At 64.2% G+C, this 17,362-nt stretch carries 14 protein-coding genes; 8 read left to right on the forward strand and 6 right to left on the reverse strand.

The genetic code is table 11. From position 1 onward, the window contains the following. Positions 1-4: 4 nt before the first annotated feature. Positions 5-1,141, forward strand: coding sequence for a GNAT family N-acetyltransferase (locus P6U29_RS26660; protein ID WP_407113055.1), 1,137 nt, complete (start codon positions 5-7; stop codon positions 1,139-1,141). A gap of 27 nt (positions 1,142-1,168) precedes the next feature. Here P6U29_RS26660 and P6U29_RS26665 read toward each other — a convergent pair whose 3' ends face one another. Then, positions 1,169-2,386 (reverse strand): FAD-dependent oxidoreductase, encoded by a 1,218-nt coding sequence (locus P6U29_RS26665; RefSeq protein ID WP_407113056.1) that lies wholly within the window; start codon positions 2,384-2,386, stop codon positions 1,169-1,171. A 437-nt stretch (positions 2,387-2,823) separates the two neighbouring features. Between P6U29_RS26665 and P6U29_RS26670 the strand changes: the two genes are divergently transcribed. The 3 genes from P6U29_RS26670 (at position 2,824) to P6U29_RS26680 (ending at position 7,137) form a co-directional block, all read left to right on the forward strand. Further along, positions 2,824-4,170 carry a polysaccharide biosynthesis C-terminal domain-containing protein gene (locus P6U29_RS26670; protein WP_407113057.1) on the forward strand — a complete coding sequence of 449 codons (1,347 nt, stop codon included), beginning with the start codon at positions 2,824-2,826 and terminating at the stop codon, positions 4,168-4,170. Positions 4,171-4,405: 235 nt separating this feature from the next. After that, a complete protein-coding gene (locus tag P6U29_RS26675) occupies positions 4,406-5,572 on the forward strand; it encodes a glycosyltransferase family 4 protein (RefSeq protein WP_407113058.1) in 1,167 nt (388 codons plus the stop codon). Positions 5,573-5,601: 29 nt separating this feature from the next. Next, on the forward strand, positions 5,602-7,137 hold the full coding sequence (locus tag P6U29_RS26680; RefSeq protein ID WP_407113059.1) for a hypothetical protein: 1,536 nt from the start codon (positions 5,602-5,604) through the stop codon (positions 7,135-7,137). A 295-nt stretch (positions 7,138-7,432) separates the two neighbouring features. On the opposite strand, the gene P6U29_RS26685 is transcribed toward P6U29_RS26680, so the two are convergent. The 5 genes from P6U29_RS26685 to P6U29_RS26705 form a co-directional block, all read right to left on the reverse strand. Next, a complete protein-coding gene (locus P6U29_RS26685) occupies positions 7,433-8,380 on the reverse strand; it encodes an ABC transporter substrate-binding protein (protein WP_407113060.1) in 948 nt (315 codons plus the stop codon). A gap of 85 nt (positions 8,381-8,465) precedes the next feature. Beyond that, entirely contained in the window at positions 8,466-9,506 is a 1,041-nt protein-coding gene (locus P6U29_RS26690; RefSeq protein ID WP_407113061.1) for an ABC transporter permease subunit, read from the reverse strand. Continuing rightward, entirely contained in the window at positions 9,499-11,022 is a 1,524-nt protein-coding gene (locus tag P6U29_RS26695; protein ID WP_407113062.1) for a sugar ABC transporter ATP-binding protein, read from the reverse strand. The genes P6U29_RS26690 and P6U29_RS26695 overlap by 8 nt, the downstream gene beginning before the upstream one ends. A gap of 140 nt (positions 11,023-11,162) precedes the next feature. Beyond that, the gene (xylB, locus tag P6U29_RS26700) at positions 11,163-12,608 is read right to left on the reverse strand and encodes a xylulokinase (RefSeq protein ID WP_407113063.1); all 1,446 of its coding nucleotides are present in this window, start codon (positions 12,606-12,608) and stop codon (positions 11,163-11,165) included. A gap of 13 nt (positions 12,609-12,621) precedes the next feature. Next, positions 12,622-13,545, reverse strand: a complete 924-nt coding sequence (locus P6U29_RS26705; RefSeq protein ID WP_407113064.1) for a LysR family transcriptional regulator — start codon at positions 13,543-13,545, stop codon at positions 12,622-12,624. A gap of 107 nt (positions 13,546-13,652) precedes the next feature. On the opposite strand from P6U29_RS26705, the gene P6U29_RS26710 reads away from it, so the two are divergent. Genes P6U29_RS26710 through P6U29_RS26725 form a run of 4 tightly spaced genes read left to right on the forward strand, consistent with a single transcriptional unit; the run spans position 13,653 to position 17,354 of the window. Further along, a complete protein-coding gene (locus P6U29_RS26710; RefSeq protein WP_407113065.1) occupies positions 13,653-13,976 on the forward strand; it encodes a Dabb family protein in 324 nt (107 codons plus the stop codon). Continuing rightward, a complete protein-coding gene (locus P6U29_RS26715; RefSeq protein WP_407113066.1) occupies positions 13,973-15,052 on the forward strand; it encodes a maleylacetate reductase in 1,080 nt (359 codons plus the stop codon). Before P6U29_RS26710 ends, P6U29_RS26715 begins: the two co-directional genes overlap by 4 nt. 4 nt (positions 15,053-15,056) lie before the next feature. Next, complete coding sequence (locus P6U29_RS26720) at positions 15,057-16,430, forward strand: amidohydrolase family protein (RefSeq protein WP_407113067.1); 1,374 nt, start codon at positions 15,057-15,059, stop codon at positions 16,428-16,430. Positions 16,431-16,451: 21 nt separating this feature from the next. Continuing rightward, positions 16,452-17,354, forward strand: coding sequence for an NAD(P)-dependent oxidoreductase (locus tag P6U29_RS26725; RefSeq protein WP_407113068.1), 903 nt, complete (start codon positions 16,452-16,454; stop codon positions 17,352-17,354). Positions 17,355-17,362 lie beyond the last annotated feature (8 nt).

The raw sequence follows: 17,362 nt of genomic DNA on the forward strand, positions 1-17,362 counted from the left end.
GCGCATGAACAAGCTTAGCAACACGTTCGACATCGTCATCGAGCAGTCGTTCGACTTTCTGTCTCCGGAATATGCAGAGCTGTTTGATCGCTCGGCCGCCACTGCGTTCCAGCATCCGATCTGGCTGCACAGCCTCTACACCAGGCTTGCGCCGGAAGCGGGTGCGACAGCTTTAGTCGTCGTGGTCCGCTACCGCGCGACGGGGGTCCTTGCGATGGTGCTGCCCCTGCTCCGGATCCGGCGCGGTCCGATACGAACCGTCGAATTCGCCGACCTCCGCGTTTCCGACTATCTGGCGCCGGTTTGCAGCCCGGACGTGTTCTCGCAACTGCTCGATGACGTCGCTGCATGCGCGCAGATTCGGCGCCTCGTCCGCCCTTTCGATCTGCTCCGAATAGCCAAGCTGCCCGACGCACGGCTTCCGATCGAAAACCTCCTGGCCACGTCCCGCCGCGTATCAATGGACACCAATGCCTACGCCACGGTTCTCGTCGCGCCGTTCGAGCAATGGCGGGCCAGCGCGATGGATCGCTCCTATCAGAAGGAGCTCGCAAAGAAGTATCGTCAGCTGCAGAAGAAAGGCGCATTGAGCTTCTCATGCTGCGGCGACAGCGCCGCCGTGCTCGATGCGATGGACGTGATGAAGAAGTTTCGCGGCCCGCGCTTTCACGCACAGGGCGACGGAGATCTGCTTCAGCGCCCCGAATACTACGGCTTCTATTCCGACGTCGCCCTTCGTGGCATGGGCTCCTTCGTCCGCGTCTATGCCATGAAGATGGACGGCGAGGTGATTGCCGCCGTGCTTGGACTGTGCCACCGGGGCAGCTTCCTCATCATCATGAGCGCCTTCGATATCGCGGGCTACAAGAGCCAGTCCCTCGGCGCGTTGATGTTCGAACAAGTGGCGCGGGATTGTATCGAGCGCGGAGATCAGATGCTCGATTTCACCATAGGCGACGAGCCATACAAGAAATTGTTCGGCGGGCAGCCTTCGCCGATGTGGGCGGTCACGCAGGTCGGCAGCACCGCAGGCGCCATCGCCCTCTTCGCGCTGAAGCAGGCTCCCTGGCTCAAGCTGGCGGCCAAGCGGCTGTCGGATTTGAGGCTCCAGCCCGCCCGCACCCCAACTCCGACGCGCTGACCGGCGGCAGGCGCAGCGGAGCAGAGCCTAGGCGCGTAACGCGCCGCGGACACGTCCGAGCCAGCCCGGATTCATTTGATCGACGCGGTGTGCAAGACTGCGCCGCAGGAAGTGCAACCGTCGCCGCACGTCCCAGCCGATATCGTTGCGGGATGTCAGGGCCTGGCGGAAGCGCGCCATCTTCAGCGACTGCTGATCCGCCGCGATCTTATCGCGATCGGAATAGAATTGCGAAATCTTCTCCCGGCCCATGCCTGCGGTCATGAGCCACCGCGGCACGTATTCGGTGCAAAGACGGTCGACGTCCACCAACAGGCGGGCGACGCCCGTGCCGGCGGCGGGACAGTTGGTCTGGAACGCATCGCCGATGAGCACGACGCCGGGCTGGAGATGTCCCTCGACCACAGTCAGATCCATCACCCAATTCTGGACCCGGTCGGTCACGCGGAAATCGCCGAGGTAGGACTGCAATCCCGGCAGCAGGCGCAAAACCGTCGCTTCCGGTTCACGACGCAATTCGCGCATGATCGGATCGGTCGGATCTCGGAACATGAAGAGATTCGCTCGCATGCCAGCACGGACGGGAAACAGGCTGAGATAGTCGATGCCGTCCGCCGTGCGTTCGCCGTAGCAGGTCAACGCCTCGAAATCGAACGGGCTACCGTCCTTGCGAGCGATCGTGAAGCCGAAGGAAACCGAATGGCGCTCGGCCAGCACGCGCCGCCTGATGCCGAGCTTGTAACCCAGGACTCCCGCCATGCCGGTGGCGAGAACAACGAGGCGAGCCGTCACGCGCCGTCCGGAGGCCAGTTCGAGATGCTGGACGTCGTCGCTGCTGTTAATCGCCGTGACCTCGTCGACGATCAGGTTGGATGGATCGGGTATCTGGCTGCGCGCCATGGCAATGAGATCGGCATAGGGAAATCCGTAAGCCTGGCCGACGCTGACATCGACCACTTTGCCCTCCCGGATATTGAGCACCCGATCATATCGGCAAGCGACACCGTCGAGCGCGCTGAGGAAGCCCAGCTTGCGGAGCAACTGCAGCTGATGCCCGCCGATCTTTTCCACCCGGAACTCGTCCGGATAGACCGCCCGCTTGTCGACGAGAGCAACGCGATGCCCTGCCCGCGCCAGCACGGCCGCTGCAAGCGATCCCGCAAGGCCGCCGCCGACAATAGCGATGTCCGAGACGATCAGTGCGGTCCCGCCCTCATCGATCGGCCCGGTTCTATCCGTTGTCATGGCTCCTGCTCCCGCGGCTAACGACGCTTCCAGTGCAATTCTCTCGCCTGATGTCGCATCACAGAGCCAAGGGCGATCATTTCCGGAGATTGAGGTTAACGCCGGAAGTACCGGGCTCGCTGCCGCCATCGCGGCACGCGTCTTGCTCGGGGTGCTCTGTTAATTCCGGATTCCGTCTCGGCGGCCGATCCCCGCGAGCCATTCCGCACTCAAACGGCTGATCTCGCCTCTTTCGGTCGTCGATGCGGCGCTATGCCGTCAGTCGATCGAGCCGGACTTTGCATTGTTTGGGACAATGGGGACGACGATGTTCCAGAGTGAAGCACCGGCGTAACCGCGATACCGTCGCGACCGGCGCGATCTTGCGAGCCGTCCATTAACACTCACGATTTTTCGGCATGCTAGGCTGTCGCCTGTATCGGAACATGTCCCCTTCCATGATCGAATCCATCCTCCAGTTCATGCGGCGCGATGTCACGCGCGGTGTTGTCGGGACCATCCTTCTCAAGGTTGGCAGCGGCGTGCTCGCGTTTGCATTGTTCTCGCTGGCGGCACGAACCATGTCGCCTGATGGCTTCGGCATCTTTGCGACCTGGCTTTCGGTGGCCCAGATCGCAGCCGTCGTGGGACTGGTCGGACAGGAATCCTTGCTGGTGCGATTCCTGAACGAGTACCAGGTCGCCGGCCGGCCGGACCTTACCAAAGGTGTCCTCCTGTCAAGCTTGAAGATCGCCTCGGTCGCAATGCTGATCGTGATCGGCGGGATCGCCGTCGCGGCGAGCGTGAGAGGCGACTGGTGGCTGCTGATCCTTGCGGTGTCGGCCTATACCGCCGTCAATGCCGGCGTGATGCTTGGCAGCCAGATCGCACGCTCGCTGGTCAGCATTCTCATGGGCGAAGGAAATCGCGAGTTCTTCTGGCGGGTCATCGTCGTCCTGTTCCTGCTCGCCATGCTGCTCGGCCATCGGCAACTCGATCCCGCCGAATTGTTCGCGGCGATGACGATGGCCATGTCGGCGGGCCTGGTTGCGCAGATCGTTTCGATCGCGCGAGTGCTGCCGGATTTGCGCGGCACGCCGGCGCGCTCCGAGACGGCCCGCTGGCGATCGAGCGCCCTTCACTTCTGGCTCGCATCGATCCTTGAGGTCGCCAACCAGTATTTCGACGTCATTCTCGTCTATTGGATGCTGGATCCGGCGACCGCAGGAATCTACTTTGCCGCCTCGCGCCTCGCCAACATCTTCGCCATGCTATCCGCGGCGCTATACACGTTCGGCGCGCGCCGACTTCCTTCGCTGTATTTCAGCAAGAACCACCAGGAGTTCGAGCGGACTTTGCAATTGATGGCGGAAGTGACCGCGCTCTGCGTCATCGCCGGTCTCGCCGCGATCTGGATCGGCGGCCCCTATCTCCTCAACCTGTTCGGACCTCATTTCACCGCGCAGCACTCTGTCTTGATCGTGCTCGCAATCGGGACCGCCATCCAGGCAGCAGGCGGCCCGTCGGCTGCGATCCTGCAGCTGACCGGTCATGAACGAATCTATGTTCCCGTCGTTGCCGCCAACGTCGCACTGCGGCTCGTGGGATTTCTCGTTCTCATTCCCTGGCTCGGCGTGCTCGGCGCGGCGATTTCGGCCACCGTGTCGCTCGCGCTCGCGACGATCGCCCTGAACGTCCTCTGCCGCCGGCGAACCGGGGTGGATCCATCCGTTCTCGTGCTCTTGCGCTTCTCTGCATCGAGGCGCGGCACCTATGCAGTCCGCAGTGCCGACTCGCGTGACTAGATGTCATCACGCCGTCGTTCAGGTCCGCAGTCACGCGCCGGCAGTGCGCAAGACAGATTGGTTAACGCGCGCGCTGTGCGTCATCCGGGAACCAGCGGAAATGCTGCGCGAACAACGTCGCAGCCATAGCCTCGCATTAACTCCGTTTGTTGCTAGTCGGTGTCCACGCGATGCCCGCATGATAGGTACGGAGTTAAGAAGGTGAAGATTTCGTTTCTTTAGCGGGTCGGGATCCGTGCTCCATTATCAGCCGAACAAGGACTTGGGCGAGACGAGCGCGACGCGGCCAGACAGCCGCGGGCCGAAGCTGCACGTGCTGCTCGCACAAACCCAGGCCGAGAACGCCGGTGCGCAGGAGATCTCGCGGCTTCTCGGCGCCGGGCTGACCGCTCGCGGCTACCGGGTCACCAATCTATTCTTCTTCCGCAAATCGGACTCGTTCGATGAACCACCCGATACGCTCTACTGCGCGCCGAGTCGGCCCGGCAATCCGGTGGCGCTGCTGCGGATGCTGTGGACGCTCGGCCGCCATATCAGGACCACCAGGCCCGATGCCGTCCTGACGTTCCAGCATTTCGGCAACGTCATCGGCGGTGGCGTGACGCGCCTCGTCAGCCGTGCACCGGTTGTCGCAAATCAGGTCTCATCCGCGCTGTCGATGAGCTGGCCGGTCCGCACCGCCGACATCGTCATGGGCAGCCTCGGCTTCTTTGACCGCATCACGCTCAATTCGCAGGATATGCAGCGCGAATATTCGCGCTATCCCGCGGCCTACCGGTCGCGCATGGTGCATGTGCCGCACGGCTTCGACGACAAGGCCCTCACCCTGTCGAAGGAGGCTGCACGACATGAGTTCAATCTGCCGCCGGACTGCATCCTGCTGGGCTGCGCGGCCAGGCTGCATCCGCACAAGCGGCTCGACATGGCGATACGTCTGCTGCCGGATCAACCGTCCTGGCACCTTGCGCTCGCTGGCCAGGGAGCCGACGAGGCCCGGCTGAGGCAGCTCGCGAACGACTTGAACGTCTCGGACCGACTGCACTTGCTCGGGGAAATCGCGCCCAGCCGAATGGCGGACTTCCTGGCCTGTCTGGACGTGTTCGTCTTTCCGACACAGGCCGAAACCTTCGGTCTGGCCGCGGTCGAGGCCGCGAACGCCGGGGTTCCCTCGGTCGTGACCGATCTTCCCGTCCTGCGTGAAGTGTTGTCCTACGAAAGGAGACCGACTGCACTCTTCGTCGATGCCTCCGATCATGCAAAGCTCTCCGCAGCCGTCTCCAAGCTGCTGACGGACAAACAGTTGAGCGATGAACTGCGACAAAATGCCAAAGGCCTGAGATTGCGCTATTCGGTAGATGCCATGGTGGAGGAATACGTTCGAATTCTCGACCAGGTCATTTGACCTGATACGTGGAAATAGATTGGCTCGACATGATCATCGAGTTTCGTTGTGAACGCGAGTACGCGCGGCAGTGGATGGGCCGCGAGACACTGGCGATCGACGGCCGGGACGTTCCGCTTCAAATCGAATGGGTGCCAACGGCGGAGCCGCGGCCCGCGGGTCTCGATGCCCTGTTCGAGCTTGAGCGCGTGGTGTTGCACAAGGGCAAACATAGCGGCGCCAACAGGCTGAAGATCGTTCCGGAACGGACACAGGTTCGTACCGAGACGGCCGACGTGATCGTCGATTTTACGGGTGCCGCGCGGGATCCGAACCGCTCTGCCCGGCTGTATCTTCGGCCGCTGTTCAACGGACTTGCCGGCGAAAATGCGGCGCTCGCTGCCATTCTCGCCGGCGACCTGCCCGTGATCGACATCGTCAATGAGATCGACGGTTCAGTCCTCGACCGCGGCCATCCATCCGGAGAAATTGCCGCAGGCCTCAGCGGCGCACTCGAAACGGTCATGGCGCGAACCCTGACCATGGTGGCGGCGATCGTCTCGGGAAGTCCGCGCATCGTGCCGCAGCTGGCGCGCCCCGCCGCAAATGGCCTGCCGCGCGGACCCGTTGGCTATGTCGCGCGCGGTCTTGCCGTGTCGATCGCCAAGGAGATCTATCGCCTCTGCTGCTATGCTCCGCATTGGCATATCGGATGGCGCTTCAATGACGGCGCGGGCGTCTGGCAGACCCGAGATCTGTCGGGTCCAAGCTGGAGCGTTCTGGGAGATCCTGGAAACCACTTCTACGCCGATCCCTTTCCCATCAAATGGCAGGGACGGACATTCGTCTTCTTCGAGGATCTCGATCACCGCGTCGGGAAAGGCATCATTTCGGCGATCGAGTTTAATGAGGCGGGGCCGGTCGGCGAGGTGATGCCGGTGCTGGAGGAGCCCTGGCACCTCTCCTATCCGTTTCTGATCGAGGACGATGGCGCGCTGTGGATGATCCCGGAGAGCTCGGTCCGCGGCGACGTCGCCCTCTACAAATGCGTTCGATTTCCGGACAAGTGGGAGCGATATGCGACGCTCCTTTCCGGTCTCGAGCTGGCTGACGTCACGATCACGCGGCACAACGGCCTGCACTATCTGTTCGGAGCCTGGCGCGATGGAACGGCTGGCTATTCGGATTCGCTGGCGATCTATTACGCCGATCGCCTCTTGGGGCCCTGGCTGCCCCACGCCAGCAATCCGGTCTTGATCGACCGTGCCAGCACGCGGCCGGCGGGGAACTTCGTCACCCTCGATGACAAATTGTGGCGACCGGTCCAGGACTGCACCGACGGATACGGCGCAGCGCTTGCCCTGGCGGAGGTGGTCGAACTGTCGCCCACGGCGTTCAAGCAGATCGTCCGCCACTCTCTGAAGCCCGGACCGGCATGGCCCGGCAGGAAGCTGCACACCTTGAACCGCTGCGGCCGGCTCGAGGTGATCGACGGATCGCGCGTCCAACCCAAGACCAGTGTCTTCGCGAGCAGATTTCCCTCCGCCATTCTGTCTCCGCGCACCAGTCCATATACTGTCCGCTGAAGCCACCGGCGCTCGTACGGCCGATGGCGCACCTGGGTTGGCGGCGGCGTTGATTAAAACGTCGCCCGTCGTCTCGCGTCCTAAAGCGACATGGCTTTAGGTTGGATCGATTGCTGCGGCTCGGTTACCTCTCCCGCGTGCGGGAGAGATCGGCGCGAAGCGCCGGGTGAGGGTTTTCTCCTCCCCATTGCGAAAGCACCCTCTCCCCAGCCCTCTCCCGCAAGCGGGAGAGGGAGCGCACTTCCATCGTTGCAGCGATCAAGCCTCATCTCATCGCGCTTTAGCGGAGCGCGAGTTACTGAGAGCGATCCGAGGTCCAGCCCTTGTACTCGGCGACGTTGCCCCTCGTCACGAGCTTGGACGGCAGCAGCTCGACGGTCGATGCCGGCTTCTGGCCGTTGAGAATACCGACGCCGACCTGTACGGCCCGCCGCGCCATGAAGAACGGGTCCTGCGAAGCGGAAGCCTGGATCTGCGGCGACTGCGGATCTTTCAGCGCGGCCTCGATATCAGGCGCGCCGTCGACCGCGGTGATCACGATGCCGCTACGGTTCTGCTGGCGCGCGGCGAGATCGGTGCCGATCGCTTGCGGATCGTTGATGGCGAAGATGGCGTCGATCTTGGGGAAGCGAGTCAGATAGCCCTGCGCGACGGTGAGTCCGCCTTCGCGCGAGCCCTTGCCGTCCTGGTCGCTGGATAACACCTTGATGCCGGGATTCTTCGCGAACACGTTCTTGCAGCCGACGACACGGTCGATCACGGCGGAGACCTGCGGCCCGTTCTCGATGATGACGTCGCCCTTGCCGCCCAATTTGTCGACGATGTACTGGCAGGAGATCTCGCCGGCCTGCACGTTGTTCGTGGTCACGGTGGCGTCCGCGCCTTCGGCCGCGGTGTCGACCGCGACGACGACGATGCCCGCCGCCTGCGCCTTCTTGATCGCCGGTCCGATCGCCTTGGGGTCGCCGGGGTTGAGCAGGATCAGGTCGACGCCTGCGGCAATGAAATTGTCGATCTGGGTCACCTGCTTGCCGAGATCGTATTCGAATCCCACCGTGGTGATCTTCACATTGGGATTGGTCTTCTTCGCCTCGAACTCGGCGCCCTTCGACAGCGCGACGAAGAACGGATTGCCCATCGATCCCAGCGAGACGCCGATCGATTTGAGCTCCTTCGCCGAGGACGGCACAGTGCTAAGAATAAGCGCCGTCGCGGCGCCGGCGAGCATGATCGTCTTCAACATGGACTTCCTCCCTGGTCTGTCTTCGTCCCCGGCGCGGCAGACCAGTTGCCGCAACGGAATTCGCATCCAAGGCGCACCAAGCCTGTCAGGTCCTGGCCGAACCTTGCAGCCGGTAGCGATCGAGCGCCACGGCGCCGATGATCACCAGGCCCTTGATCACATATTGCCAGATGTCGGAGACACCGATGAGGATCAGTCCGTTGGACAGGACGGCGATGATCAGCGCGCCGACCAGTGTGCCCCAGATCGAGCCGATGCCGCCGACGAACGAGGTGCCGCCAAGGATCACGGCGGTGATGGCGTCGAGCTCGTAGGATTGACCGAGCTGCAGGCCGTTCGCCGCATAGAGCCGCGCCGCCTGCATCGCGCCGCCGAGCCCGGCGAAAAGTCCGGAGACACCGTAGACGAAGATCAGCACGGCCCAGATCTTGATGCCGGCAAGCCGCGCCGCGCTTTCATTGCCGCCGACCGCATAGATATGCACGCCGAGCACGGTCCGGCGCAGCACCAGCCACGAGACGAGGATGACGAACAAGGCGATCACCGAGAGCCAAGGGATCGACGCGACGCCGGGAACCAGCGTCAGCGAACCGTTGCCGATGAAAGCATAGGGAATGGAGGGATTGAACACTGTGGTGTCGGCCCCGAGCAAGCGCGCCAGGCCGCGCACGGCGGTGAGAGAGCCGAGCGTGACGATGAAAGGCGGCAAGCGTAGGAGCGCGATCAGCGCGCCGTTGACGACGCCGAAGCTGAGGCCGGTGAGCAGCGCGGCCGGCAGCCACAGCATTCCCAGCTCCGGCAGCTTGGAGAGCGTCAATCCGGCCATCGCGGAGGCCGCCAGGATCGAGCCGACCGAGAGGTCGATGCCGCCGGTGAGGATGACGAAGGTCATGCCGGCGGCCAGCACGGTGTTCACCGCAGCCTGCTGCAGCACGATGCCGAGATTCTGTCCGGTGAAGAAACGGCCTTCGGACAGCACGTGAAAGCCGACGCAGAGGATCAGCAGCACCGGCAGCATGCCGAGCGCGCTGATCAGCATCCTTACCCGCTGGCGTCTCGTCTCCGCGGCAGCGCCGTTGGTCGTCGTCGAGGCGACCTGAGCCTTCGAGGCACCATTGTCAGGCATCGAGATGCTCCATCCCCGTGGCAAGTGCCATGATATCCTCTTGGTTTAGTGGCGCCGTCTCGGTTCGCCTGATCTCGCCGGCGATGTGCCCGGACCGCATGACGACGACGCGGTCGCAGATGCCGATGATCTCGGGCAGATCGGACGAGATGACGAGGATCGCGGTGCCGGCCTTGGCCAGATTATCGATGATCGAATAGATCTCCGACTTGGCGCCGACGTCGACACCACGCGTCGGCTCGTCGAGGATTAGCACCTTTGGCGCAATGGCCAGAAGCCGCGACAGCAGCACCTTCTGCTGGTTGCCGCCGGACAGGCCACCGGCGGCGACGCCGACATTGGCGGCGCGGATGCTAAGCCCTGCGAAGGCCCGGTCGGCGCGCTCACGCGCCTTGTCGCGATCCACCACCCAGCCGAACTTCGCATCGCGCCCGAGCACGGCGAGATTGATGTTGTCCAGGCACGACATGTCGAGAAACAGGCCGAGCGCCTTCCTGTCCTCCGTCAGATAGGCGATGCCGGCCTCGAGCGCCTCGCCCGGCGTGCGGATCTCGACCGGTCGTCCCTCCAGCTCGAGCCGGCCGGAGGTCTTGGGCGCCGCACCGATGATGAGATGCGCAAGCTCGGTGCGACCGGCGCCGATCAGGCCGGCGAGCCCGACCACCTCGCCCGCATGCACGGTGAGCGAGCAACCCTTGACGCGCTGGCCATCGGCCATGTCGATCGCTGCGAGCACGGGATGGCCCCGCCCCGCCTCCGGATCATGATCCTTCTTGTAGAACGAGGAGACGTCACGCCCGACCATCAGCCGGACGATGGTGTCCGCGCGGATCTCGGGCTTGTCCAGCGAACCGACCAGCCGGCCGTCGCGCAGCACGGTGACGCGGTCGCCGAGCGCGTAGACCTCGTCCATGCGATGCGAGATGTAGATGATGGCAAGCCCCTCGGCGCGAAGCTGGCGGATCAGGGCGAATAGCCGCTCGCTTTCGGCAGCCGACAACGAGGTGGTCGGTTCATCCATGATCAGGATCTTTGATCTGGCGTGCAGCGCACGCGCGATCTCGACCAGTTGCCGCTGGCCCATGGACAGATGCGCCACCAAGGTCGATGGCAGGAAGTCCGCGCCCAGTCTCGTCAAGATGGGGCCGACGCCCTCGCGCATCGTCCCGCGCGCCAGCAAACCTGATCGCGAGATTTCCCGGCCAAGATAGATATTCTCGGCCACAGTGAGATTGGGAGCGAGCGACAGCTCCTGATAGATGATGGAGATGCCGGCAGCGCGGCCGCCGAGCGGGCCTTCGATCCGCACCGCCCTGCCCTCGATGCGAATCTCGCCGCCGGGATCAGGCCTGTAGGCGCCGGACAGGATCTTCATCAGCGTCGACTTGCCGGCGCCGTTCTCCCCCATCAAAGCATGGATTTCGCCGGTATAGACGGTGAGATCGACGGCCCGCAGCGCCTTGATGCCGAAGAAGGTCTTCGAGACCCCGCGCATCTCGAGGATCGGATCGTTCATCGTGCCTCCCGGCGCACAATGCGTTTCCTACCCGCGTCTCAAGCTTCTTGTCAGCGCGGTTTGGTCATTAAACAAAAGCGGTTGACGCAGGGCAATACCGAAGGCGAGTATACCGAAGTATGCAAACCAGATTGGCCCAGCTAGTGGCGCGGCCGATACAGTTCACGCCACGCGGGAAGCCGCTCGGCATAAGCATCCGTCAGCCTGGCGTCAGGTTCGAATGTCTCGATGCGCTGAGGACGTGTGCAGACCGCGGCAATTGCCTCGCCGGCGACAGCAAGCCGCCCCAATCTCGCCGCACCGAATGCGGCGCCGGTCTCGCCACCGGCGAAGCGATGAATGGGAACATTCAAGACGCTCGCCAGCACCGACAGCCAGAAAGCGGAGCGCGAGCCGCCGCCGATGGCGTCGGCCTCCGCAATTGTAATGCCGGCATCCGCGAGCGCGTCTCGGCAATCGGCAAGCGCGAAGGCAACACCCTCGAGCACCGCCTGCACGATCGTCCCACGATCGGTGCCATGGCTCAAGTCATCGAGCATACCGCGCGCGAAGGGATCATCGTGCGGCGTGCGCTCGCCCGCAAGATAAGGCAGGAAGCTCACCGGCGACGGTGCCTTGGGATGCGTGCCAAGCGGCGCCAGCAGTTCGACCTCGGCGACGCCGAACAAGCGCGCGAGCCAGGCGAGGCAGGAGGCGGCCGAGAGGATCGCGCCGGCCTCGATCCACATGCCGGGGATGGCGTGACAGAACGTGTGCACGACGCGATCGGGGTTGGCGGCGATGCGGTCGGTGGGGGCCAGCAAGGCGCCCGAAGTTCCCAGCGAGATGAATGCAGTGCCCGGCCGGATCGCGCCGATGCCGACGGCGCCCGCGGGATTGTCGCCGGCGCCGCCGGCGATCACCGGCGGCCTCGCCATGCCCCAGCGCTGCGCGAGCTCGCTACGCAATGTGCCGGCAGGCGCGCAGCCCTCGACGAGGCGCGGCATGAGCGCGCGAGACAGGCCGGTCGCCGCCAGCGCCGCATCCGACCAGTCCCGGCGCGCGACGTCGAGCCACAGTGATCCCGATGCATCCGAAACGTCCTCGATGGCCTCGCCACTCAGCACCAGGCGCAGATAGGCCTTTGGAAGGAGAACGAGCTTGGTCGCCGCAAAGATGTCAGGCTCGTGCGTGGCGATCCAGAGCAGCTTCGGCGCGGTGAATCCAGCCATTGCCTTGTTGCCCGTCACCGCACGCAAGGTGGGCCAGCGCTGTTCCAGGATGCGGCACTCCGCGGCCGAGCGTCCGTCGTTCCAGAGGATGCAGGGCCGCAAGGGTCTCAAGCTCGCATCGAGCAGCGTGGCACCATGCATCTGGCCGGACAGTCCAATGCCTTTGACCGCCCCCAACGCGCCGGCATGCGATGCCTTCAGAGCATCCAGCGTGGCAAAGGTTGCAGCGATCCACTGCGCGGGATCTTGCTCGTAATAGCCTGATCGCGGCGAGGCCGTCGCGAGCGGCCGGCTCTCGCTTGCAATCACGCGCTGCGCATCGTCGACGAGAACGGTCTTGACCGCCGAGGTGCCGAGATCGATGCCGAGATACATGGATATGTCCCGTTCACTTCGCCGCGTCGATCCAGATACCCGGCTCCGAATGCTCTCGGATGTGGCTGACCAGGAAGTCCGAGAAGACCCTGATCTTGGCGGGCAGCCTGACGCGGTTCTGATAGGCTATGTTCATGGTGAGCAGCGGCAGCTCCCAGCCCTTCAGGACGGGCTCCAGCCGGCCGGCGGCGATATCGCCCTGCACGATGTAGAGCGGCTGGATCAGGATGCCGAGCCCCGCGCGCGCTGCACCACAGATGATCTGGCCGTCATTGCTGTCGAGCGTCGGCGCGATCCGAACCGTCTGCGTCGTGCTGCCCTTGCTCAGCCGCAGCGAATACGGATCATTGGCGAGATTGTAGACCAGCATGTTGTGCCGGGCGAGATCGGCGGGATGCTCCGGCCGGCCGTGCTTCTCCAGATAGGAGGGAGCGGCCGCGAGCACGCGATGCATCTGGCCGATGCGGCGGACGATGATGTTGGAATCCGGCTCGTGCTCCCGCGTGCGGATCGCAACGTCGATGCCGGCTTCGATGAAATCAGGATAGCGGTTTGCGCTGATGATCTGCACACTGAGATTGGGATAGAGCGCCCGGAAGGCGGGCAGCATCGGCGCGAGGTAGATCATCGCAAAAGACAGCGAGCTCGTCACGCGCAGCATGCCCTTTGGCGACAGCGCGCGATCGGAGACGGCGTCCTCGGCTTCGGCGAGTTCGTTCAAGAGCGTGCTGCAACGCTGCAGGAGCTCCTGCCCTGCTTCGGTCAGCCATTGCCGGCGCGTGTTGCGCTCGATCAGCCGGACCGCAAGCCGCTCCTCCAGCGCACTCAGATGACGGCTCGCCGCCGCGTTCGACATCCGCAGGATTTCGGCGGCCTTGGAAAGACTGCCGAGTTCAGCGGTTTTGGCGAACACCTCGAGTTGGAGCAGCCGGTCCATTTTTTCGAAATGAGGAAAAGAGACTTACAAGTTTTGACCTTTATTTCCGATTTCTGCAAGGCAAAATGGCCCCAACAAAGCACTATCTCAGGCGAGGAAATCAGGAAATGTCGGGCCCGATCAGGCACATCGTGATGTGGCGGCTGCGCGGGGAGAGCCCCGAGGAGCGCTCCGCCGCCCGGCTCAAGGTCAAGACCCTGTTCGAGGGCCTCAAGGGCCGGATCGAGGGCCTCACCCATATCGAAGTCGGCATGGACGTCAGCGCGGTCGACTACGCCTGCGACGTGGTCCTGTTCTCCGAATTCGCCAACCAGGCCGCGCTCAGCGCCTACGCCAACCACCCCGAACATCTGCGCGTGCGCGAGGCGCTTGGCGACTTGCGGATCGGGCGTTTCCAGGTCGATTATCCCATCAAAGAGACCGGCGCATGATCGGTTCGTTCACCTTCGAAAACTTGCCATGCCGCGTCGTATTCGGCAGCGGAACGCTGGCCTCCGCCAAGGCCGAGGTCGAGCGGCTCGGCGGCAAGCGCGCGCTGGTGCTGACGACTCCGCAGCAGGAGGCTCAAGGCAAGGGCCTCGGTGCCGCGCTCGGGTCGCTCTATGCGGGCATCTTTCCAGGCGCCACCATGCACACGCCGGTCGAGGTCACGGAACGGGCGCTCGCCGTGATGAAGGCGTGCGAGGCGGACTGCGTGGTCTCGCTCGGCGGCGGCTCGACCACGGGCCTTGGCAAGGCGCTGGCCTTGCGCACCGGCGTCAACCAGCTCTGCATCCCCACCACCTACGCCGGTTCGGAAATGACGCCCATCGTGGGCCAGACCGAGAACGGCCTGAAGACCACGGTGCGCGATGCCGCCGTGCTGCCAGAGACAGTGATCTATGATGTCGATCTCACCCTGACGCTGCCGGCGAGTCTCGCCGCAACATCCGGCATCAACGCGATCGCGCATGCGGTGGAAGCGCTCTACGCACGCGACGCCAATCCCGTGACCTCGCTGATGGCGGAAGAAGGCATCCGTGCGCTGGCGCGCGCCCTTCCCGCCATCGCCGCCAAGAGCGATGACCGCGAGGCCCGCACCGAAGCACTCTATGGCGCCTGGCTGTGCGGCGTCTGCCTCGGCACCGTCGGCATGGCGCTGCATCACAAGCTCTGCCACACGCTCGGCGGCACTTTTGACCTGCCGCACGCCGAAACGCACACCATCGTGCTGCCGCACGCGCTGGCCTACAACGCACCGGCCGTGCCCGATGCGATGGCACGCATCTCGCGCGCAATCGGCGCGGCCGATGCGTCGCAGGGGCTGTACGACCTTGCGAAGCGGTTGGGTGCAAAGCTTGCGCTGCGCGATGTCGGCATGCCCGAGAGCGGCATCGACAAGGCGGCTGATCTCGCGGTGACGAATGCCTACTGGAATCCGCGGCCACTCGAACGGGGCGCCATCCGCGACCTCATCGCGCGCGCCTGGGCCGGCGAGCCGCCGAGCGCCATCAAAGCGGCGGCGTGACGCGATGCGACGCACGCTGATCAAATCCGCCACTGTCATCAGCATGGATGACGCGATCGGCGACCTTTCGAGCGGCGATGTGCTGGTCGAGGGCAACCGCATCGCCGACGTGCGCCCATCGATCGACCTCGGGAGCGGTGCCGCCGAGACTGAAATCGTCGACGGCACAGCCCGCATCGTCATCCCCGGCCTGATCAACGCGCACATGCACACCTGGCAGACGGGCTTGCGCGGCTTTGCCGCGAACTGGACGCTGCTCGAATATTTCCGCCGCATGCATGCGGGCCTCGCGACCGTGTTCCGGCCCGCGGACATCCATATCGCGACGCTGGTCGGCGCGCTGAACCAGATCAACCACGGCGTCACCACGCTGGTTGACTGGTGCCACAACAATCCGACGCCTGATCATACCGACGCCGCGGTTCGCGGGCTGATCGAGAGCGGCATCCGCGCCGCGTTCTTCCACGGCTCTCCAAAACCCGAGCCGAAGCCGGGCGAGCCGCATTTCTCGGAAGTACCGCACCCGCGCCGCGAGGTCGAACGACTCCTGGCTGGCCCCCTCGCCGACCGCGACGGCCTCGTCACGCTCGGGCTTGCTATCCTTGGGCCGCATTATTCGACCATCGACGTCGCCATGCACGATTTCCGGCTGGCGCGGGAGCTCAAACTGATCGCGTCAATGCATCAGGGCGGCGGTCCGGCCAAGACGCCCGGCGGCTGGGAGAGGCTGATCGAGGCCGGCCTCGTCGGCGCCGGCGTCAATATCGTTCACGGCAACGATCTGCCCGATCAGTTGCTGGACCGGATGATTGATCTCGGCGTGTCGTTCTCGATGACGCCCGAGAACGAGATGATCCAGGGCCACGGCTTTCCGATCACCGGACGGCTGCTCAAGCGCGGCGTGCGGCCGACGATTGGCATTGATCTGGAATCCGTGCTGGCCGGCGATCTGTTCTCCGCTGCTCGTGTCGCACTCTCGATGCAGCGGGCGCTCGACAATGCGGAGACGCGCAAAGCCAGCGACTCCATCCCGGCAACGACCACGATTCCAGTGCGCGAGGCGCTGCGCTGGATCACGACGGAAGGTGCTCGAATGCTCGGCCGCGAGCACCAGATCGGGTCGCTGACGCCGGGCAAGCTCGCCGACCTCGTCATTATCAACGCCTCCGATCTCAATCTCCATCCGGTGCACGATCCCGTAGCGACCGTCGTGATGCAGACGAGCCTCGCCAACATCGAGGCGGTCATGATCGGCGGCGCTTGGAAGAAGCGGAGCGGCCAGTTGCTGGTCGAAGGGCTGGAGACCAAGAAAGAACTGCTGGCGCGATCCGGGCGGCGGCTGGTGCAGGACATCGAACGACAGGGACGCGCCGCCTGAGGGCGCCAATGGACTAGAACAATGACTGATGCTCTGAAACACGTCGCTTTCATCGGGATCGGCAAGATGGGCTTGCCGATGTCGGTGCTCGTCGCCAAGGCCGGTTACGCCGTCACGGCGTTCGATCAGAACGCGGCGCGGATCACCGAAGCACGCGCGCAGGGCATTGCAATTGCCGCTTCGCCAGCCGAGGCCGTGGGCGGCAAGACCGCAGTCGTCACGTCCCTGCCCGACGACGCCGCCTTGCGCAGCGCGCTGCTCGGTCCTGCCGGCCTCATCGCCGCGATGGCCCCTGGAGCCGTCTTGATCGAGACCAGTACCGTGAGTGTCGAGGCCTCGACCGAAGTTGCAGCCGCCGCGCAGGCGCGCGGCATTGCCTATCTTCGTTCGCCGGTCTCCGGCAATGCCAGCATCGTCCATACCGGCGCGCTGACCTGTTTCGTCTCAGGGCCGAAGGACGCCTTCGAAAACACAAAGCCGCTCTTCGCCGCCTTCACCCGCGCCCAGACCTATCTCGGACAGGCCGAGGAAGCACGCTATGCAAAACTGTCCGTCAATCTGATGATCGCTGTGTCGGCGGCAATGATGGCGGAGAGCCTGGCGCTGGCGCGCAAAGGGGGCATCGCCTGGCAGGATATCTTGAAGGTGCTCGACGACAGCGCGGTTGCCTCGCCGATGGTGAAGTACAAGACGGCGCCGCTGCGGACCCGCGATTTCGAGTCCACCTTCTCCTGCAAGCAGATGGCCAAGGATCTCGACCTGATCTTGGGTGCCGGCCACGCCGTCGGCGTGCCGCTGCAGCTCGCCGCGCAAGTGCGCGAGACCTATGGCTCCCTGGTCGCACAAGGCGACGGCGAGACCGACTTCATTGCGACAGTCAAGCATCTCGAACGGTTGTCCGGCCTCGGCGAGCCGAAGCTGTGATCAAGGGA

It is taken from the genome of Bradyrhizobium sp. LMG 9283, assembly GCF_045571415.1.
Classification (GTDB): domain Bacteria; phylum Pseudomonadota; class Alphaproteobacteria; order Rhizobiales; family Xanthobacteraceae; genus Bradyrhizobium.